Source organism: Mycetocola sp. Y444 (assembly GCF_059445295.1).
This window is the reverse complement of the sequence record NZ_JCAIUB010000001.1, coordinates 1,242,206-1,260,304: the sequence shown is the minus strand read 5'-3', so window position 1 is coordinate 1,260,304 and position 18,099 is coordinate 1,242,206. Positions and strand designations below refer to the sequence as shown.

The window sequence follows — 18,099 nt, the reverse complement described above, 5'->3', positions numbered from 1 at the left end:
GCCGAACCGCCTCCTCGGGTTCGGCCTCACCGTGCTGGTGAGGCCGAACCGTCGGAGGCGGTCAGTGGTGCCGGGGGAGTCGTGTTACTTGACGATCCTCACCGTCACCGTCGACGTGATCTGCTTCTGCACCCCCTTATGGAGAACATTGACCACAAGGGTCAGTGGGACCTTGCCTTCCGGCACGTTGTTATCAAGATCCGCCTTATTGAACTGTATGAACAGGTGGTTCTTGAAGTCGGTCACCTTCGCGGCGGTCACCGGTGTGGTCGAGAGCGGAGTGAGTAGAACGGCCCCGCTTTCGTACCTGTGGCCTGCAGGCAACCTGAAGTACGCACCGACCTTGCCATCGACATCCGTGAACATCCCGCTCCTCGCACCGAGGTTGAGCGTGCTCGGTATGAAGGAGGCGGCGCCCGGTGTGTCCTGGGGTGTGAGATACACCTCGATCATTCCGGTCGGCCGCGGGTCGGTGCAGTCGTTGAAGTAGTATTCACCGGCCCGATCGAACGTGTGCTGGTAGGTTTCGCCAGGCTGCAGCTTCGCGTTGAACTCTCCCTCGAAGAACTGCGTCGCACAGTGCGGCTTCAGGTTCGGGAAGTTCGGGAACGTCTCTGCCCCCGGGTTCTTGAAGGTGACCGTTGTGCCGACGGGCACCCGCAGGCGGGTGGGCTGCATGGCGCTCTGCGACACGCTGTCCTGCGAGGCTGCAGTGTCATCGGTGCGGCTGGTGCGAGCGAGGAGAACGGTGTTGTCCACCGTCGCACCCTCGACCGCGTTTCCGTTTACCGGACGACGGATCGACAGCGGTGCCGTGTTCGGGCCTTCCTGGCTGCCGGACTCGGTGGTGTACTTGCCGCCGATCTTGAACGCCCACAGCGAGTCACCCTGTGTGACCGACGCGCCGTACGGGTTGGTCGATCCCGCTGCGAAGACAGCGACGTACTGCTCGCCGCCAACCTCGTAGGTGATCGGAGCGGACGCGATGCCCGAACCGGTCTGGAAGTCCCAGAGAACATCGCCGCTTGAGGAATCCATGGCCAGCAGTCGACCGTCGATCTGTCCGGCAAAGAGCAGGTCGGATGCCGTTGCCAGCGGCCCCTGGCCGTGCGACATGTCGGTGCCGAGGTGGTTCTGCCAGCGAACCTTTCCGGTCGATGCGTCGTAGGCGAGGATGCCGCCGGTCTGGTACTGGCCCATTGCACGCTGGCCGTTTGCACCGGCGCCGTTCCAGTGCGCGACCGGGTTGGTACCGTACGGGAAGTACACGAGGTTGGTCTTGTGGCTGTACGCGTTGTTCGACCAGTCACCTCCGCCGTTCTGGCTGGTGGTGGAGAGGATCGGCAGATCCCACTGCGGGTCGTACATGCAGCCCTCGCGGTGATCCGACGGGTAACCCTCCGGGTAGGTCAGGAAGGGCTCGTCTGCGGCGACGTAGCTGTCCGGGTTGAAGACAAGGTTGCCGTCCTCGTCGGGCTGGTAACCGTTGTAGTTCGGGACAGCCCGCCAGGGGTCACCCGGGATGTTCTTCGGATCGAGCTTCTCCCAGACCAGGCAGTCCGGGAGCAGGCGACTCTCGGGGAACGGCTGGGTCTCGGCGTGGTTCTGTCGGGAGTCGGTGATCATCGGCTTCTCGGTCACGGGGAGGACAGGCTTGCCGTTCGTGCGGTCGAGCACGAACTGGTGTCCGGACTTGCTGCCGTAGAACAGGACCTTGCGCACGGCGCCGTTGTACTTCACGTTCGCGAGTGTCGGCGGGTGCACGTTGTCCATATCCCACACGTCGTGCCGGATGGACTGGTAGTGCCACTTGTATGCGCCGGAGGTTGCGTCGACAGCGACCATGGTGCTGGAGAACAGGTTGTCGCCTGGACGCTGGGAGCCATCCTGCGAGGAGTTACAGCTCCGCGCGTTGCCGAACGTCATGTAGTACATGTTCAGTTCGGGGTCGACGGCACCATGAATCCAAGGTGTTGACCCGCCAACGAGCGGGCAGTCAACGCCCTCGGGCGTGACGGGTCCCCAGGTTGCACCGGCGTCGACCGAATTTCCGTTCACGTCGGTGTAGACGGTGCCGCGGTCCGGCCCGCCGAAGAAGTGCCAGAGGTAGCTGCCGTCGCTCGCGTCGAGTCCGACGACCGCAGCGCGGTCGCCGTTCGCGGCGTGGGCGTAGACGATGCCGTTGTGATAGACCGTGGCAACCCGGTCGAAGTTGCCCAGCGATTCGCCGTTCGGACCGGCAGGCTGCACAACCCAGGCTTCCTGGCCGGTGGCCTGGTCGAGGGCGACGATGCGGTCGTCGGCCGCCATGGTGAAGATCTTGCCCTCGCCGGAGGAGACCCCGCGTCGGGTGTCGGCGGTTCCGTATGCGGTTGGCTCCCACTTCCACACTGACGCGCCGGATTTGCCGTCGACGGCGATCACACCGCCGCTGGGTGTGTCGAGGTAGATGATGCCGCCGACGACGATCGGCGTGGTCTGCTGGCCGACATCGTCGGATGCCGGCGCTACGCCCGAGACGTGGGTGCGCCAGGCGGGCCCCACCTTGTCAATGTTCCGCTTGTTGATCTTGGTGAGGCCGGAGTAGTGCTGATTTCCGAGGTTGCCTCCCACGGTCGGCATATCCGCGCCTGTGGGCTCGAGGCCCGTGAGCCCCGCCGGTGGCACCGGTGCCGCCGGGTTGGCCCCGTAGGCCGGTGAGACGGCGACTGTCACCACCACCAGCGCTCCGAGGCCGAGTGCTCCCAGCCTCCTGGACAGATGTTTACGCATCAAAACTCCTTGATCGTCTTTGATCGATCACGAGCGCGCGATGCACGCCCGCGTTGAGGTGAGTCGGGCGTCCCGCTGAATCCCCTGAAACCGCTGGCCCCCCGGCGCCCTCGCACACTATCCGCGGGTATTGCCCTGCAGCAATGGCGCGACCCACCGAGTGGCACAGGCACTGCAGCGCCTGGCGTGACAGGATGCCCTGCCATCTCGCCGAGTCAACGGGCATCCGTCATTGCTGCGAAGATAAATGGTGGAAAGGTCGATGAATGGCTAGCGAGCAAGATGCAGTGACTCTCGAGGCGGAGCTGTTGCTTCCCGACGTACCGGAACTGGTCTCCGCCTACCCGGCCTCGCTCCCGGCGCCCGCACTCCACGCGCGGTGGCTCGAGGAAGAGGAAGTCACCCTCACGTTCATCGAGATCGGCGACATTGCCATGCACGTCGAGTCGACCGATGACGACGTCGAGTGGCACCTTCACGTCGGCGGCCACGACGGTCCTCCGCTTGACGGGACACCGTGGGACGAGAAGACCACCGAGGAACTCCTCAACTGGATGTCTGAATTCGTCGCCAGGGTTCACGCCTGTATCGAAATGGTCGACGAGGACATTTTCGACGCCGTGGACCTCTTCGAGGCAGGTGCCACCACCGCACAGCTCTCCGCGGCCAGCTTCGAACCCGAAGACTGGAAGCGATTCACGCCGGCAGACTTCAAGGTGTTCCGGGTCACCGTCCCCGGCCATGCAGAGCCGCAGATCTGGACCGGTTCCGGCGACGCGTGGCACATGCACGACGAGGAGCGGAACGGTGATGCCGAGCTTCTGTGGACACCGCCGAACGTGGAAGAGCCGATTCACCTCGGCGCCGTCATCATCTCGCCCGAGACCGGTCTGCCCGCGACGTTCGCAAACCCGGGCATCAACTGGGACGACGTGGGAATGAGCGAGGACGACGCCATGGACTGGCTGCTTCGCGAACACAGGAACTGCGTGTGGGCATCCACTGTCCACGACGCGCTCACCGAAGAGGTTCTCGAGGTGCTGGCGGGCTTCGCGCCGGCCGTCCCGTCACCCCACCGGTAAAGACGGCCGTCCCGTCACCCCACCGGTAAACCAGGCCGTCCCGGCGCGGGCGACGAATCGCTAGGTCTGAGCTGACTCGGATAATGCCGCAACGACACTGTTGCTGCCGACGAGGATGCTGCCGCCGGCGCGTACCGTCGTGATGATCAGGTCCGTCATGGCGGCCTTGTCGCGATTGACGGCCTCAATCCACTCCGGCGGGGCGTCGGTGTCGGCATCGACCCCGGCGCTCCAGTTCGCGATCTCGAGCAGGATCGGAATCAGTGCGAGTCCGTTCTCGGTGAGCGTGTAGACGACGCGCCTGGCGTCGCCCGGATCCGGGGTTCGGTTCAGGATGCCGTTCGCCTCCAGTTCGACGAGACGCGCGGTCAGCACGCTCGGGGCAACGCCCTCGTCCGAGTCCGAGAACTCCGTGAAGGTGTGCTTGCCGAAATATACGATGTCGCGGATCACCAGTAGAGACCACGGATCCCCGAACGCCTCAAGGCCGAAATTGATGGGGCAGTGAGATTTGCCCTTCGTCCGCTTCATCAGAACCCTTCACACTGCGAGACGGTGGTGGTACCGTCTTTCACTACGATCATGATAGTTAAAGGGGACGAATCATGGGCAACTCTCTATCCACATTCGAGGTGCGGGCGACGCGGGAGTTTCCGGTGTCGGTGGACTCCGCCTATGCCGCCTGGACCACGCCCGAGCTGTTGATGCAGTGGTGGGGTCCACTCGGTTTCACCTGTCCGGTCGCCAACCTGGATGTCCGGGTCGGCGGGGTCTCACTGGTTGCAATGCGCGCGCCGGCGCAGTTCGGCGGCGGAGACATGTTCAACACCTGGACCTACACGCTCGTCGACCCTCCGAATCGACTCGAGTTCGAGATGCGGTTTACTGACGCGAACGGCGAGGCGATCAGCCCGGCCGATGTCGGCATCCCTGCGGGGGTTCCTGACACGGTCCCGCATGTCGTGACGTTTGAGTCGGTGGCCGAGAACCGCAGCCGGTTGAGCGTCACCGAGTACGGCTACACGGTCGAGGAGGCGCGCGATGGGTCGCAGGCCGGTCTGGATCAGTGCCTGGACAAGCTCGCGACGCTTCTCGTCGACGGCCCAGCCGCGAATACCCGCCGCTGAGTCGGGAGGGGGCGGCTCACCGGCGAGGTGCTGCGGCAGCGTCCTCGGCGTCGTCATCCGAGAGCACACCAAATGGCGACTCGACCTCGCCCTTCCACGCTTCGATTCCCTCCCGGATAGCGAAGCCGGCGATAACGAGCGCCGCGACAGCATCCGCCCATTCCCAGCCGAAAAGAGTGTTGAGCAACAGGCCGAGCAGGACGCTCGCCGACAGGTAGACGCAGAGCAGGAGTTGCTTGGAGTCAGCGACCACGCTGGCGGATCCGAGTTCCCTGCCTGTCCGCCGTTCGAGCCACGCGAGAGCGGGCATCACCAGAAGGCTGGTTGTCGCAATGGCGATCCCGAGGGGGCTGTGGTCGACGTCCTGTACTCCCGCGAGCGAGAGGACCGAGTCGGTGATCACGTACGCGGCCAGGGCGAAGAAGGCGATGGCGATCACCCGGACCGTGGGCTTCTCCCACCGTTCCGGGTCGCGGCGGGTGAACTGCCACGCCACCGCGGCGGCCGAGAGGACCTCGATGACCGAATCGAGTCCGAACCCGATGAGAGCGGCGGAAGACGCGATGGCGCCGGCGGTGATCGCGACAATTGCCTCGATGACGTTGTACGCGATCGTGAACCCCACGATCCACCGCACCCGCCGGTGAAGGACGGCCCGGCGGTCTGCGGTGGGCTGAGTTGCCATCGTCACAATTCGCTGATGAGGCCGGATACCGACGCGAGCGAGTTGGGTGTCAGGCTGTAGTAGGCCCAGGTTCCGCGCTTTTCGCGGTGGAGATAGCCGGCGTCGACGAGCACTTTGAGGTGGTGGGAGACGGTGGGCTGGCTCAGGCCAAGTGGTTCCGTCAGATCGCAGACGCACGCTTCGGCATCCTCGTGTGACGCCACGATCGACAGCAACCGCAGCCGTGCGGGATCAGCCAGAGCCTTCAGCGAACGGGCAAGCTTCTCGGCACTGTCTGCATCCATGGGCTCGCGCGTGATCGGAGTGCAGCACGCGTTGAGATCGGTGATCTGCAGCGACTCGGTAAGCGTCATCTGAACAAACTCCCTAGATTGACATGCATCGATGCATAGGTCACGATGAATACATCGACGTACATCAATCTATCAGTTTCGGAGCTTCATGTCTCTCCCCGTTGCCCCGGTGAAGCCCGCGTCTCTCGGCACAACTGACCGGTTCCTCCCGGTCTGGATCCTCGCCGCAATGGCGTTGGGACTGGCGCTCGCGGTTTTCGTCCCCGCGTTCGGCGAAGCCCTGCACGGCTTCTCCCTTGGTTCGGTCAGCGTGCCGATCGCGATCGGCCTGCTGGTGATGATGTACCCGGTTTTGGCGAAGGTCCGATATTCGGATGCTCGTGCGGTCGCCGGTGATCGAAAGCTGCTGGTCTCGTCGCTGGTGATGAACTGGCTGGTCGGGCCGGCGCTGATGTTCGCTCTCGCCTGGGCCTTTCTGCCCGATCTGCCGGAGTACCGCACGGGCCTGATCATCGTCGGGCTTGCGCGGTGTATCGCCATGGTCCTGATTTGGAATGACCTGGCGTGCGGCGATCGGGAGGCCGCCGCGTTCCTCGTTGCCGTGAACTCGGTGTTCCAGGTCATCGCCTTCTCCGGCCTGGGCTGGTTCTACCTCCAGATCCTGCCGTCGTGGCTCGGACTGGCGACAACGAGCGCGTCGTTCTCACTGTGGGCAATCACACTGAGCGTTCTCGTCTTCCTCGGTATTCCACTGGTCGCCGGATACCTGTCGCGTCGGCTCGGCGAGGCCACACGGGGTCGCGGCTGGTACGAAAGCACGTTCCTGCCGAAGGTGGGACCGTTTGCCCTGTACGGACTCCTCTTCACCATCGTGATGCTGTTTGCGCTGCAGGGGCGGCAGGTCATCGACCGGCCACTCGACGTTGTCCGCATTGCCCTGCCGCTACTGGTGTATTTCGCGGTCACCTTCATCGTCGGCTTTGTCGTCGGCAAACTCATCGGGCTGTCGTACGAGCGCACAACGACACTCGCATTCACGGCGGCCGGCAACAACTTCGAACTCGCCATCGCTGTCGCGATCGGAACGTTCGGTGCCACGAGCGGCCAGGCACTCGCCGGCATCGTCGGCCCGCTGATCGAAGTGCCCGTGCTTGTGGCCCTCGTCTATGTCGCGCTGTGGCTGCGCCCCCGCATGTTCCCTGCGAAAGACACCCTCCCGATCCATCCTGAACTTCCGGTCGCAGACCGGGTCTGAACACACACCCGATACAAGGAGACCCTGATGAGCGAGAAACCGTCAGTACTGTTCGTCTGCGTCCACAACGCGGGCCGGTCACAGATGGCCGCCGGCTACATGCGCGCGCTGTCCAACGGGCAGGTCGATGTGCTGTCTGCCGGCTCGGAGCCGAAAGACCAGATCAACCCGGTCGCGGTCGAGGCGATGGCCGAAGAGGGCATCGACATCGCCAACAACATCCCCAAGATCCTGACAACGGATGCCGTCAAAGATTCCGACGTGGTGATCACGATGGGCTGCGGCGACACCTGCCCGATCTTCCCCGGCAAGCGCTACGAAGACTGGGAGCTCGACGACCCGGCAGGACAGGGCATCGAGGCCGTCCGTCCGATCCGCGACGACATCAAAGCCCGGATCGAGCAGCTGCTCTCTGAAATCCTCCCGGCGAAGGCCTAGGTACGGGCCCACCGGCTCCGTGCGCCAGTAACGAAACGAAAAACCATGACTATCGCAGAACTCCCCACCCTGACCATGCCGTCCTCACGGACGCTCGACAGCCTGCCCGTAGCCATCATCGGTGCGGGACCGGTCGGCCTTGCCGCCGCCGCACAGTTGCTCGAGCGCGGGATCGACGTCGTTGTCTTCGAAGCGGGGGAGACCGCCGGCAGCGCTGTGACAGCGTGGGGTCACACCCGGCTGTTCTCGCCGTGGGAATACCTCGTCGACGAGGCCGCCGGTCGGCTCCTCGACAGAACCGAGTGGCACGCGCCCGCCGCGAAAAAGCTGCCTCTTGGCCGGGAACTGGTCGAGGAGTACCTGCTGCCTTTGGCTGCGACCGCGGAGCTCGCCCCACGGATCCGCTACCACAGCACCGTGACGGACGTCAGTCGGCAGGGGATGGATCGAACCCGCTCCACCGGACGCAGCACCACCCCGTTCCTGCTCCGGATTCGCACCGGCGACACAACCACAGAACAACTTGCGCGAGCGGTTATCGACACCTCCGGTACCTACAGCACCCCCAACGGGCTCACCGCCAGTGGACTTGCGCCTGCTGGCATCGATGGCATCCGCGAACACCTCAGCCACGCCCTGCCTGACGTCCTCGGGGTTGACCGGGATCGCTTCGCGGGCAGACACTCGCTCGTCGTCGGAGCCGGCCACTCAGCAGCGAATACCCTGCTGAAACTGGCCGCCCTCGCGAAGGAGGAGAGCAGCACGACGATCAGCTGGGCGATCCGCGGACGAAGCCCGGTTCGTGCGTACGGGTCGGAGAACGACGAGCTCGAAGCGCGCGGCCAGCTCGGCAGCTCGGTACATGACCTGGTGCGCCAGGGGCGGGTCACGCTGATCGACCAGTTCGAAATCGATGACCTCGAGCCAGCCGGTGACCACCGTGTTGCCGTGGTCGGTCGCCGGCAGGGGGAGAAGACGAGAGTGGAGGTCGACCGGGTCGTCAACGCGACGGGCTTCCGCCCCAACCTTGAGATGCTGCGTGAGATTCGGCTGTCACTGGACGAGATCGTTGAAGCCCCTCGCGCCCTCGCCCCGCTGATCGACCCGAACATGCACAGCTGCGGCACTGTCTACCCGCACGGCGTTATCGAACTCGCGCATCCGGAACCGAACTTCTACATCGCCGGGATGAAAAGCTACGGTCGCGCACCGACCTTCCTTCTTGTGACCGGTTACGAACAGGTGCGCTCCATCGCTGATGAGCTTGCGGGCAACCACGGTGCCGCCCGTCAGGTGCAACTCGTGCTGCCCGAGACCGGGGTGTGCGTGTCATCCGCTCCGGCTGGCGGGTGCGGCCCTGCGCCGGAGGCATCCGCTTCATCCTGCTGCAGCTAGACGCCGCGGGATGGGCGGTGCCACCGGAGCGCACGATCATCGGCGCGCACGATAACCGAAGCGCAGAGAAGGCCGGCCGCTGTGGGCGACCGGCCTTCTCGGTGTGAGACTGCGCTCAGCTGATTTCTGAGGCAGCTTCCTTGACCGCCGCGTCGATGTCGGACTTCTTCACACCGAGCCGCTTCGCAACCTTCTTCTCAGCCTTCAGCTCGGCCTTTGCAATCGCGTCTTCGAGCTTGCTCTCACCGACGACGAGCAATGCCGCCTCGCCGGAGTCGATGGCCTCGCCGAGCTCTTTGACGTCTGAGCGCGAGACGCCGCGCCACAGGTGGCCGGTCACCGCTCCGATCGCTCCACCGACGATTGCGGTGCCGATGATCGCCGGGGGAAACAGCAGTCCAACCACAGCACCGGCTACGGCACCGCCCCAGCCGCCGTGGCGGAATGCCTGCTCGTCCTTATTGACGTGCACCTTGCCCTTGTCGTCTTTGGTGACGACCGCGGCGTCGTATGTGCCGACCGCGCCGTCCTTGTGCAGGTCCTTGACGACACCATAGTCAGCGCGCGCGTCAGCCTCGTTCGGGTAAGTGCCGATGTACAGGAATGTTCCGTCGGATTCAGCCATTGTGTCTCCATTCAGTGTTTGGTCTCGTGTGAGACATCCATGCGCCCGCTCGCGGTGAAAGCGCGCGATTTAGCCGCGCACTCGGAAGCTCCCGGGCACCTGCCCAGACAACAGCGTCAGGTTCGCGCGCAGTAGAGCCTTTCGTCCGTCGGGTGAGATTTGCACCCACATGCCCCAGAACTCGTGTGGAGGCGGGCGACATATACTGTCCCAAAGACAGTAAATGGTTCGTGCCGGGACGACCCGAGCGCCGGACGGGTGCGAAAACGAAAGAAAAGACACAGCTATGCAACTGCAGAACAAGACAGTCATCGTGACCGGTGGGGCATCCGGAATCGGCGGAGCCATCACCCGCACATTCGTTGAACGCGGTGCGAAGGTCGTCGCGGTGGACATCAACCAGGACGCCGGGGCGGCACTCATCGCGGATCTCGGTGACTCGGTGTACTTCCTGCAGGGGGACGTTTCCGACTCCGCCGTCGCCGAGAAGGCGGTCGGCGCGGCGGTTGAGCACTTCGGTGGCCTCCACGCCCTCGTCAACAACGCGCACGCGTCCCGCCAGGCCCCATTCCTCGAACTCACCGCTGAGATGTGGGAGCTGTCCTTCAATACAGGTCTGCGCGCCACCATCAACTTCATGCGTGCCGCTCACCCCGAGCTGAAGAAGACGTCGGGCTCGATCGTGAACTTCGGCTCGGGTGCCGGACTGGACGGACAGGTGACCCAGGGAGCGTACGCCTCGGCCAAGGAGGCCATTCGCGGGCTGAGCCGGGTTGTTGCGAACGAGTGGGCTCCTGACCGCATCCGGGTCAACGTCGTCTGCCCGATGGCGATGACGGAGGGGGTGCAGGCATGGTCTGAGGCCTTCCCTGACCTCTACAACACGACGCTGGGCAAGATTCCGCTCGGTCGCTTCGGCCACCCGGGGAACGATGTCGCCCCCGCCGTGGCGTTCCTCGTCTCGGACGACGCGAGCTACATCACCGGCCAGACCCTCATGGTCGACGGCGGAACCATCAAGCTCCACTAACCGGTGGCGCGACAGCGGCGGCTGGGTCCGGGTACGAATCGCCCCGTCTCCAGCCGCCGCAAGCCGCAGGCCGATCAGATGTTGTCGGCCAGCTGGGCTTCCTGTTCCTTCGACAGAGACGTCTGGACGACAGTGCCGTTGTACGGAGCGAGCGCCTCGGTGAACTTGTCCTGCGTCAGCTTTGTCGCGTAGAGGACGATCGCCGATTTTCCTGCGCTCACCGTGTCCTGGACCCGCTCACGGAACTCGCTGTTGATTCCCGCCTTGTCCAGGCCGGCGAACAGAGCTCCGAAGGCACCGCCGATGACGAGTCCGATCAACGGCATGAAGAAGAGGATGCCGAGCAGGCCACCGAAGACAGCGCCGCCAGCAGCTCCGATGCCCACCTTCCCGACGGGGCCGGGGTGGGTGACGTGGGTCTTGCCCTCGTCGTCGACCGTCACGAGGGCGAGGCCGGCAAGCTCGACGATCAAGTCGTCCTGCAATTCCAGAACTTTGTTGTACGCCGCTTCCGCGTCGGTTTTCGTGTCGAACGAGATGACGATGAGATCGGCCATGGGGTGCCGCCTTTCTTGGTTGGGCAAAGGTGCCGAGTGCATTGCTTCGAGCCTCGCCGTACAGCGCGACGGGCGTTCGTAGGCATGGTGGGCTTTGGTCCCTGCTCGGGGCAGGGTCAATGGTCCCGTTAGGGGAATCTCCGCAGTAAGCAGTCACGTGGATTCGTTGACAACCCACGTACCGTCACCGAGACTTGCGCTACGCATCCCCGGCAGCGAAAGGACAGCTGTGACCGCGAATCCGCTCCTTCCCGTCTGGTTCGATATCGTCTGGACCGTCGTCGTCGCCGTGGTCGTTGTGGCGCTCGTCGTCGCGCTCGTTCAGATCGCTCGGAGGCGCGACCTCGACGCTGTGGCCCGCGCCGTCTGGGTACTCGTCGTGATCATCGCCCCGGTCATCGGGCCTGTTGCCTGGTTCGCCATCGGCAGGCGCCTTCCGCCGCCCCCGGGTTCGGTCGTGGATCCGTGAGGACGGATTCCGCAATCCGGCCAGATCCGGTCGTTCCGCTCGACATCGATGACCTCGCCGCCGCTGCCGAGGGCGAGGTCGAAGAGGTACCGCTTCGGCGCAGCTCTGTTCAGGCTGCAATCGCCTCGGTCATCTCAGCGGTGGTGGTCGTCGTTCTGCTGCTCGTCGTCGTGCAGTGGGTTGAGGCAGCAGCCAATGACGCTGCCAACGGCACGGAGTGCCGAGGGCCTGACTGCGTCGAGGTGCAGCTTGGCGACCTCGCGATCCCAGCGGCAACGGCGCTGCCAACAGGGACCACAGTGGTCGCATCGAACCGGTTCACCAGGCTCGACGAACAGTTTGTTTACTTCGAGGTGCGGATGCCCCCTGGGTCGGCCTTGCCCGCTTTTCCGCAGCCGTGGGTCGGTGTGTCGGAATCCGGCGACGATGAGAACAGGAACGCGCGGAGGATGCTCGGGCGCGGGTACACCGACGTGCGCTGGTCGGGAGCCTTCGCTGCGGGTACCGATGACGACGGTTCGATTCTGATCATCGGCCAGTACCCAATCGCCGACTGACGGCAGCGAATCGAACCCTCCAGTCGAGCGCACCCGCCTCGCGATGGTGGGCCGAAAGACCCCTGTCCTGACCCGGCATCCGTGGAACACTGCTCGCCTATCAAAGGAGCTCACCATGTCTGTCGCCCCGTTCGAAAACGTCTCGGTTGATCAGAGCCTGGTCGAGCTGTACAAGGACCTGCACCGGAATCCAGAGCTGGGATTCCAGGAGCACCGGACGTCGGGCATCGTTGCGGAGCGCCTGACCTCGCTCGGTTTCGAGGTAACGACCGGTGTCGGTAAGACCGGCGTGGTCGGCATCCTGAAGAACGGCGAGGGCCCGACAGCTCTCCTGCGTGCGGATATGGACGCGCTTCCTGTCAAGGAAGACACGGGCCTCGACTACGCCAGCACCGCGACGGCGACCGACGAGAGCGGAAAGACGGTCTCGGTCGACCACGCGTGCGGGCATGACCTGCACACGACGTGCCTCCTGGGTGCGGCGCAGGCTCTCGCGGGCGACACGTCGAGCTGGTCAGGCACACTCATGGTGGTGTTCCAGCCCGCCGAGGAACTGGGCGCAGGGGCGCAGGCGATGGTCGATGATGGTCTGTTCGACAGGTTCCCCAAGCCCGATGTGGTTCTCGGCCAGCACGTGGCTCCGTTGCCGGCGGGAAAGATCGCCGGGCACGCGGGCACGTCGTACGCCGGATCCGACTCGCTCCGGGTTCGTCTCATCGGACAGGGAGCGCACGGCTCCATGCCCCAGAACTCGATTGACCCGGTCGTGATGGCTGCGGCCACGATTCTCCGCCTGCAGACCATCGTTTCGCGTGAGGTGCCGTCGACGGACATCGCGGTCGTCACCGTTGGATCGGTGCACGCGGGGGATGCCGCCAACGTCATTCCGGGCGAAGCCGAGCTGCAGTTGAACATCAGGAGCTACGACGAGTCGATCCGGGAACACATCCTCTCGAGCGTCGACCGCATCGTGAAGGCTGAGGCCGCTGCGGCCGGCGCTCCGACGGAACCGACCGTCGAGTCGATCGAACGGTTCCCGGTCGTCGTCAACGACGCGGCGGCACTGAAGAAGACGCTCGACGTGTTCGCCCAGTGGCTCGGCGACGACAACATCCTCGACCCGGGTGCTGGCGCTGGCAGTGAGGATGTCGGCATCCTCGCGACAAGTTCGAACGCGCCGCTGTCGTACTGGCTTCTCGGCGGTTCTGACCCGTCGCTGTTCACGACGGGACGGATGGATGATCCAGCCCTGCGCACCGTTCCGAGCAACCACTCCCCGAAGTATGCGCCGGTCATCGACCCGACCCTCACCATCGGGGTAACGGCACTCGTCACCGCGACGAGGACCTGGTTGCCAAGGGCGTAACGACGGATACCGGTCAGCGCGTCGATTGCGACGCGAACCGGGCGAGTTCGTCAGCCATGGGGCCTGGTTCCCAGGAGTGCTCAGCCCCCGGCATCCGTTTCCAGGTGGCACCGGGAATTGCCGCGGTGATCATGTCGGCCGCGGGCACCATCACGTCGTCGTAGCTCGTTGTTCCCACCATGGTGAGAACCGGAATCCTGATGTCCGCGAGCAACTCCGACAGGGGGGCCGACTCGGCCCAGGCCAGCGAGTCGGCATCCGGCTGAAGGGTCGGCGCCTGCGAAACCATAGCGGGTATCGACGCCACCATCTCGAGGATCTCTGGCGGCATGTCTTTCATGTAGAGGGTCAGCGCTGCCTTGTTGTCTCCAGCGGTGATGAGTTCGCGAAGCTCGTCCGCCCACTCGCGTGCTCCGCTGTTTGGGGGAGCGAGCGGCGCTTCCCAGAGGGCCAGGCCCGCGACAGGAAGGCCGCGTACCGCGGCGAGAAGCGAGATCGAACAGCCCGAGGAGTGGCCGCAGAGCACCGCGGTTTCGCCCACGTGTTCGATCAGCGCGGAGAGCGCGGCGAGTTCGCGGTCGAGGGTGAACGGGCCATCCGCAACACTTTCGCCGCGGCCGGGCCGGTCGTAGACAATCGTGGTGCAGCCCTTTGTCGCCAGAAGCTCGGCCGTCTCGGTCGTCGTTGGATCTATCGCACGCCACGGTCCGGCACCGGCGACGAAGACGACGCCGGGGCCTTCACCGCGCAGATCGAAAGCGACGCGGTCGTTCAGGCTGGTGGTCACGAAATCCGACACGGCTACCTCGATCCTTGGGATGCCCTCACGGTAGCCCCGGGGGATACCGGCGGCAAGCCCGCTGAAGCGTGCCTTCCGCCGGAAGTGACGCTTGTCTTGTCGGGCTGGGTATCTCTAGCGTGGACGCAGTGCGATCCGCACGCCACGCAGGCAGAGAAGGAGCCAGTCGTCATGGGAAAGGCCTACGCATTACTGCTCGGGATAGTTCTGGGCGGTCACGGATTGATCGGGCTCTTCATCGAGGGGGAGCACCTGCTCGCTGTATTCAACGTCGATATTTTCATTGACTGGGTCTATCTGTTGAGCGCGGCCCTCCTCTTCTTTGCCGCTCTGACGGACAGTTCACCCGGCCTGCTCAGGGGTTCTCTCTTGCTCGTCGGTGTGGTGTTGCTCGCCATTGGCGGTGCCGGCCTTCTCGACAATCAGGTTTTCGGCCTGATGCCACTGGGGCTCACGCTGATCGACTTCTTCCTTTTCTTCGGCGCGGGGATACTCTCCGTCATCATGGCGGTGCTGCCGAGCACTGTCGAACCACTGACTCCGGAGGGGAGGCCGCTGGATTAAGGTCCCTCGATCAGCGCGTCTACCCCTTTTTCCGCTCGGAGACCAGAGGAGACGTATTCTTCGACGACAGGCACAATGGCGTCTAGCGTAGGAGAAAGCAGTGCGCCAGCCCGTTTTCATCGCGTTGCAGAAGCAGGTGCGCGGTCGGGCCGGTCACGACGAGCAGTTGAGGAGAACAACGATGAGTCCCAATGCAGGCGGCGCAAACTTCGGTGGTCCCAAAGAGCACGAAGGCACAAAAGGCTATTCAGCAGACGACCTTCCACTCCGGGACGGACACAATCCCGAACCCGATCTCCCGGATCCGGAGGAGGCGTTCGAAGAGGCTGAGGAAACCGAGGGGCTCTCTCTCGAGCCCGGTGTCCACCCGGAGGACGAGTAGCCAGATCGCGCGACATTTCTGTCATGGATTTAGAGGTGTCGACCGCGCTCACGATTCCGGCCGGTGAACTCGGCTGGCGGTTTTCGCGTTCGTCCGGGCCCGGTGGGCAGCACGTCAACACCTCGGACAGCCGGGTCGAACTCTCGTGGAGCGTGGTCGACTCGACCACTCTGACCGACGAGCAACGGGAGAGGCTCCTGACGCGCCTCCGTGGACGCCTCGTCGCTGGCGTGGTCACCGTCACAGCGTCCGAGCAGCGATCGCAGCTTCGTAACCGTGAGATCGCGCTCCGTAAGCTTGCCGACCTCGTGGGTGCCGGGCTCGCGCCTGACGGTCCGCGTCGGCGTCCGACGAAACCTACCCGCGGTTCGAACCGGCGCCGTCTCGCGGCCAAGGAGCGCCGTTCGACAACCAAGCAGCACCGCCAGCGGCCATCTCTGGATTGACCCGGTCGCCTCAGGTGGTGCCCGATTTCAGTGCTGGCTCGAGAGCCAGGCGACGCTGTCCGGCCGCAGCACGGCATCCGTTTCGCCGTCGGTGCGGAAGAGTACCGTGCCTTCGGGGAGCGGTACCGGCTCATCGCCCATAGCGATGGCAACGGTCATGCCGCCGTCCCGGTCGCAGGTGACCAGCCCATTGGGCTCGGAGCGCCACGACACCCGCTCATCGGCCGGGATCCTGCCGCTCTGCAGGAGAGACTCCCGGCACCGCAGAGCTGCCCGCACCAGGGCGAGGTTCGAGTGCGGGTCCGCCTCCTGCCGCTCGACCGACCAGGATCCCCACCCGGTCGGCGTCGGCAGCCACGGCGTCACATCATCGCTCACCGTGAACCCGTTGATCTTCTCCGGCGAAGCGGTCCACGGCATCGGAATCCGCGCTCCGTCGCGGCCGGCACCGCTGTAGAGCCACATCGGGTCAACCCGCGCGGCCGGCGGAACGTCGACCTCGGGCAAGCCAAGCTCCTGGCCCTGGTACAGGTACACGGCTCCGGGTAATCCGAGCAGAGCCACGACAGCAGCACCTGCCCGTCTGGCGCCGCGTTCGCCGCCACCGAAGCGGGTGGCCGTACGCACGAGATCGTGGTTCTCCAGCGCCCAGCTCGGAGCAGATCCATAGGTTTGGCGCGCCCGCTCGAGGCGTTCGCCGACCGTCGCCCACTCGTCGCCGTTCCAGTCGAGCCGCGCAAAGGCGAAGGCGAAGGCCTGGTGCAGTTCATCCGGCCTGGTGTACCGGGCAGCCCGGTCGGGCTCCAGATTCACCTCGCCGACGAGCAGGCGCGCTGGTTCATACTTGTCGGCGATGCGCCGCCAGCGGCGATAGACCTCGTGAACCGGTTCCTGGTCGGTCACCAGGGGGTTCGACCGCAGGCCATCCGCAACGGTCGGCACGTCCGGCGCGTCAGGCATCCCCTCGGCCTTGAACAGGCCGTGGGCCACATCGATCCGGATGCCGTCGACGCCGCGATCGAACCAGAACCGGAGCACACCGTCGAAGTACTCAGCCACGGCCGGGTTGCGCCAGTTCCAGTCGGGCTGTGCTGGGCTGAACAGGTGCAGGTACCACTGCCTGTCGGTGGCAGAGCCGGGAGCGACCCGATGCCAGGCCGGGCCGCCGAAGACACTCGTCCAGTTGTTGGGCGCTCGATCACCGACACCGTCGGCGAAGTGGAACATCGCACGCTCGGGTGAACCCGGACCCGCCGCTACGGCGCTCTTGAACAGCGGATGCTGCACCGAGGCATGGTTCGGGACGATGTCGACCAACAGCCGGAGACCCAACGTGTGCGCCTCGGCGAGCAAATCGTCAAAGTCGGCGAGGGTCCCGAACAGCGGATCGACATCGCAGTAATCGCTGACGTCATAGCCCTGGTCGACCTGCGGGGAGCGCTGGAACGGGGTGATCCAGATGCCCTGCACACCCAGGGAGGCGATGTACGGTAACCGTTCTCGGATGCCGTGAAGATCGCCGATCCCATTTCCGGTGGAGTCGGCGAATGACCGGGGATAAACCTCGTAGATGACGGCAGTGCGCCACCATTCGGTCGGCTGTCCAGTGGGCGCTGGGTTCATTCCGCACCTCCCAGGCCGAGCAGCAGGCTCGCAGCGATCGCCAGCATGACGACCGCGATAACCGCGTCGAGGACACGCCACGCGACCGGCTTCGCAAAGAGCGGTCGAAGAAGTCGCGATCCGAACCCAAGGGCGGTAAACCACAAGACGCTGCCGAGCGCCGCCCCCAGGGCGAACCACCACCGGCCGTCGCCGTAGGTAGCACCGATCGATCCGAGCAGAGCGACCGTGTCGAGATAGACGTGCGGGTTGAGCCACGTGAGCGCAAGCGCCGTGACAATCGCCGTCCGAAGGGAGGTTGGCGCACCTGCGGGGTTGGCGTCGAGGGCTTTCGGCCGCGCCGCTCGCATCGCCGATCGCACGCCGTACCAGGTGAGAAATGCCGCGCCGCCGATGCGCACGATGACCAGGAGAACATCCGCCGTCTGGATGAGGGTCCCGAGGCCCCAAATGCCCAGAGCGATCAGAACGGCATCCGACAGCGCACAAATGGCAACGATCCAGCCAACGTGCTCGCGACGAAGACCCTGCCGGAGAACGAAGGCGTTCTGGGCGCCAATGGCGATGATGAGAGAGAGGCCGAGGCCGAGGCCGGCGAGAAGGGGGAGGTGCACCCCTCTACGGTAGAGCGCGA

General features: G+C 64.8%; 21 protein-coding genes. 12 read left to right on the top strand and 9 right to left on the bottom strand.

The genetic code is table 11. The features are described from left to right. Positions 1-84 precede the first annotated feature (84 nt). The gene (locus AC1C2M_RS06040) at positions 85-2,772 is read right to left on the bottom strand and encodes an outer membrane protein assembly factor BamB family protein (protein ID WP_495435568.1); all 2,688 of its coding nucleotides are present in this window, start codon (positions 2,770-2,772) and stop codon (positions 85-87) included. A gap of 266 nt (positions 2,773-3,038) precedes the next feature. On the opposite strand from AC1C2M_RS06040, the gene AC1C2M_RS06035 reads away from it, so the two are divergent. After that, positions 3,039-3,854: a hypothetical protein gene (locus AC1C2M_RS06035; protein WP_495435567.1), complete on the top strand. Its 816-nt coding sequence runs from the start codon at positions 3,039-3,041 to the stop codon at positions 3,852-3,854. A gap of 60 nt (positions 3,855-3,914) precedes the next feature. Here AC1C2M_RS06035 and AC1C2M_RS06030 read toward each other — a convergent pair whose 3' ends face one another. Beyond that, complete coding sequence (locus AC1C2M_RS06030) at positions 3,915-4,385, bottom strand: winged helix-turn-helix transcriptional regulator (protein ID WP_495435566.1); 471 nt, start codon at positions 4,383-4,385, stop codon at positions 3,915-3,917. Between the two features lie 74 nt (positions 4,386-4,459). Here AC1C2M_RS06030 and AC1C2M_RS06025 point away from each other — a divergent pair, with 74 nt between their 5' ends. Then, positions 4,460-4,981, top strand: a complete 522-nt coding sequence (locus AC1C2M_RS06025; RefSeq protein ID WP_495435565.1) for an SRPBCC family protein — start codon at positions 4,460-4,462, stop codon at positions 4,979-4,981. A 16-nt stretch (positions 4,982-4,997) separates the two neighbouring features. On the opposite strand, the gene AC1C2M_RS06020 is transcribed toward AC1C2M_RS06025, so the two are convergent. Then, positions 4,998-5,666, bottom strand: a complete 669-nt coding sequence (locus tag AC1C2M_RS06020) for a cation efflux transmembrane domain-containing protein (RefSeq protein WP_495435564.1) — start codon at positions 5,664-5,666, stop codon at positions 4,998-5,000. Positions 5,667-5,668: 2 nt separating this feature from the next. Continuing rightward, positions 5,669-6,019: an ArsR/SmtB family transcription factor gene (locus AC1C2M_RS06015; RefSeq protein WP_495435563.1), complete on the bottom strand. Its 351-nt coding sequence runs from the start codon at positions 6,017-6,019 to the stop codon at positions 5,669-5,671. An 88-nt stretch (positions 6,020-6,107) separates the two neighbouring features. Here AC1C2M_RS06015 and arsB point away from each other — a divergent pair, with 88 nt between their 5' ends. Genes arsB through AC1C2M_RS06000 form a run of 3 tightly spaced genes read left to right on the top strand, consistent with a single transcriptional unit; the run spans position 6,108 to position 9,047 of the window. Further along, the gene (gene arsB, locus AC1C2M_RS06010) at positions 6,108-7,214 is read left to right on the top strand and encodes an ACR3 family arsenite efflux transporter (protein ID WP_495435562.1); all 1,107 of its coding nucleotides are present in this window, start codon (positions 6,108-6,110) and stop codon (positions 7,212-7,214) included. A 27-nt stretch (positions 7,215-7,241) separates the two neighbouring features. Further along, positions 7,242-7,652, top strand: a complete 411-nt coding sequence (locus tag AC1C2M_RS06005; protein WP_483403905.1) for an arsenate reductase ArsC — start codon at positions 7,242-7,244, stop codon at positions 7,650-7,652. Between the two features lie 45 nt (positions 7,653-7,697). Next, positions 7,698-9,047 carry an FAD-dependent oxidoreductase gene (locus AC1C2M_RS06000; protein WP_495435561.1) on the top strand — a complete coding sequence of 450 codons (1,350 nt, stop codon included), beginning with the start codon at positions 7,698-7,700 and terminating at the stop codon, positions 9,045-9,047. Between the two features lie 115 nt (positions 9,048-9,162). Here the strand turns inward: AC1C2M_RS06000 and AC1C2M_RS05995 are convergent, their stop codons facing one another. Continuing rightward, entirely contained in the window at positions 9,163-9,672 is a 510-nt protein-coding gene (locus tag AC1C2M_RS05995) for a DUF1269 domain-containing protein (protein ID WP_483403907.1), read from the bottom strand. 286 nt (positions 9,673-9,958) lie between these two features. On the opposite strand from AC1C2M_RS05995, the gene AC1C2M_RS05990 reads away from it, so the two are divergent. Next, positions 9,959-10,702, top strand: coding sequence for an SDR family NAD(P)-dependent oxidoreductase (locus AC1C2M_RS05990; RefSeq protein WP_495435560.1), 744 nt, complete (start codon positions 9,959-9,961; stop codon positions 10,700-10,702). A gap of 74 nt (positions 10,703-10,776) precedes the next feature. Here the strand turns inward: AC1C2M_RS05990 and AC1C2M_RS05985 are convergent, their stop codons facing one another. After that, complete coding sequence (locus AC1C2M_RS05985; protein ID WP_483403909.1) at positions 10,777-11,259, bottom strand: DUF1269 domain-containing protein; 483 nt, start codon at positions 11,257-11,259, stop codon at positions 10,777-10,779. Positions 11,260-11,488: 229 nt separating this feature from the next. On the opposite strand from AC1C2M_RS05985, the gene AC1C2M_RS05980 reads away from it, so the two are divergent. The 3 genes from AC1C2M_RS05980 (at position 11,489) to AC1C2M_RS05970 (ending at position 13,651) form a co-directional block, all read left to right on the top strand. Beyond that, a complete protein-coding gene (locus tag AC1C2M_RS05980) occupies positions 11,489-11,728 on the top strand; it encodes a PLD nuclease N-terminal domain-containing protein (RefSeq protein ID WP_495433830.1) in 240 nt (79 codons plus the stop codon). Further along, positions 11,725-12,285: a hypothetical protein gene (locus AC1C2M_RS05975; protein ID WP_495435559.1), complete on the top strand. Its 561-nt coding sequence runs from the start codon at positions 11,725-11,727 to the stop codon at positions 12,283-12,285. Before AC1C2M_RS05980 ends, AC1C2M_RS05975 begins: the two co-directional genes overlap by 4 nt. A 115-nt stretch (positions 12,286-12,400) precedes the next feature. After that, entirely contained in the window at positions 12,401-13,651 is a 1,251-nt protein-coding gene (locus AC1C2M_RS05970) for an amidohydrolase (protein ID WP_495435558.1), read from the top strand. Between the two features lie 13 nt (positions 13,652-13,664). Here AC1C2M_RS05970 and AC1C2M_RS05965 read toward each other — a convergent pair whose 3' ends face one another. Then, a complete protein-coding gene (locus AC1C2M_RS05965) occupies positions 13,665-14,450 on the bottom strand; it encodes an alpha/beta fold hydrolase (RefSeq protein WP_495435557.1) in 786 nt (261 codons plus the stop codon). 171 nt (positions 14,451-14,621) lie between these two features. On the opposite strand from AC1C2M_RS05965, the gene AC1C2M_RS05960 reads away from it, so the two are divergent. From AC1C2M_RS05960 to arfB, 3 genes are all read left to right on the top strand, one after another. After that, positions 14,622-15,014 (top strand): hypothetical protein, encoded by a 393-nt coding sequence (locus AC1C2M_RS05960; protein ID WP_483403914.1) that lies wholly within the window; start codon positions 14,622-14,624, stop codon positions 15,012-15,014. 100 nt (positions 15,015-15,114) lie between these two features. Beyond that, a complete protein-coding gene (locus tag AC1C2M_RS05955; protein ID WP_483403915.1) occupies positions 15,115-15,396 on the top strand; it encodes a hypothetical protein in 282 nt (93 codons plus the stop codon). 23 nt (positions 15,397-15,419) lie between these two features. Next, complete coding sequence (arfB, locus tag AC1C2M_RS05950; protein ID WP_483403916.1) at positions 15,420-15,842, top strand: alternative ribosome rescue aminoacyl-tRNA hydrolase ArfB; 423 nt, start codon at positions 15,420-15,422, stop codon at positions 15,840-15,842. A gap of 27 nt (positions 15,843-15,869) precedes the next feature. On the opposite strand, the gene AC1C2M_RS05945 is transcribed toward arfB, so the two are convergent. Both AC1C2M_RS05945 and AC1C2M_RS05940 read right to left on the bottom strand, forming a co-directional pair. Continuing rightward, positions 15,870-17,465 (bottom strand): alpha-amylase family glycosyl hydrolase, encoded by a 1,596-nt coding sequence (locus AC1C2M_RS05945; protein ID WP_495435556.1) that lies wholly within the window; start codon positions 17,463-17,465, stop codon positions 15,870-15,872. Beyond that, the gene (locus tag AC1C2M_RS05940; RefSeq protein WP_483403918.1) at positions 17,462-18,079 is read right to left on the bottom strand and encodes a LysE/ArgO family amino acid transporter; all 618 of its coding nucleotides are present in this window, start codon (positions 18,077-18,079) and stop codon (positions 17,462-17,464) included. The genes AC1C2M_RS05945 and AC1C2M_RS05940 overlap by 4 nt, the downstream gene beginning before the upstream one ends. Positions 18,080-18,099: the final 20 nt, after the last annotated feature.

Excerpts from the sequence above, each read along its gene's own strand:
- arsB (WP_495435562.1), top strand. The coding sequence starts at position 6,108 with ATGTCTCTCCCCGTTGCCCCGGTGAAGCCCGCGTCTCTCGGCACAACT.
- AC1C2M_RS05985 (WP_483403909.1), bottom strand. The coding sequence starts at position 11,259 with ATGGCCGATCTCATCGTCATCTCGTTCGACACGAAAACCGACGCGGAA.
- AC1C2M_RS05960 (WP_483403914.1), top strand. The coding sequence starts at position 14,622 with ATGGGAAAGGCCTACGCATTACTGCTCGGGATAGTTCTGGGCGGTCAC.
- AC1C2M_RS05995 (WP_483403907.1), bottom strand. The coding sequence starts at position 9,672 with ATGGCTGAATCCGACGGAACATTCCTGTACATCGGCACTTACCCGAAC.
- AC1C2M_RS06025 (WP_495435565.1), top strand. The coding sequence starts at position 4,460 with ATGGGCAACTCTCTATCCACATTCGAGGTGCGGGCGACGCGGGAGTTT.
- AC1C2M_RS05945 (WP_495435556.1), bottom strand. The coding sequence starts at position 17,465 with ATGAACCCAGCGCCCACTGGACAGCCGACCGAATGGTGGCGCACTGCC.
- AC1C2M_RS06005 (WP_483403905.1), top strand. The coding sequence starts at position 7,242 with ATGAGCGAGAAACCGTCAGTACTGTTCGTCTGCGTCCACAACGCGGGC.
- AC1C2M_RS06000 (WP_495435561.1), top strand. The coding sequence starts at position 7,698 with ATGACTATCGCAGAACTCCCCACCCTGACCATGCCGTCCTCACGGACG.
- arfB (WP_483403916.1), top strand. The coding sequence starts at position 15,420 with ATGGATTTAGAGGTGTCGACCGCGCTCACGATTCCGGCCGGTGAACTC.
- AC1C2M_RS06015 (WP_495435563.1), bottom strand. The coding sequence starts at position 6,019 with ATGACGCTTACCGAGTCGCTGCAGATCACCGATCTCAACGCGTGCTGC.
- AC1C2M_RS06035 (WP_495435567.1), top strand. The coding sequence starts at position 3,039 with ATGGCTAGCGAGCAAGATGCAGTGACTCTCGAGGCGGAGCTGTTGCTT.
- AC1C2M_RS06020 (WP_495435564.1), bottom strand. The coding sequence starts at position 5,666 with ATGGCAACTCAGCCCACCGCAGACCGCCGGGCCGTCCTTCACCGGCGG.
- AC1C2M_RS05970 (WP_495435558.1), top strand. The coding sequence starts at position 12,401 with ATGTCTGTCGCCCCGTTCGAAAACGTCTCGGTTGATCAGAGCCTGGTC.
- AC1C2M_RS05990 (WP_495435560.1), top strand. The coding sequence starts at position 9,959 with ATGCAACTGCAGAACAAGACAGTCATCGTGACCGGTGGGGCATCCGGA.
- AC1C2M_RS06030 (WP_495435566.1), bottom strand. The coding sequence starts at position 4,385 with ATGAAGCGGACGAAGGGCAAATCTCACTGCCCCATCAATTTCGGCCTT.
- AC1C2M_RS06040 (WP_495435568.1), bottom strand. The coding sequence starts at position 2,772 with ATGCGTAAACATCTGTCCAGGAGGCTGGGAGCACTCGGCCTCGGAGCG.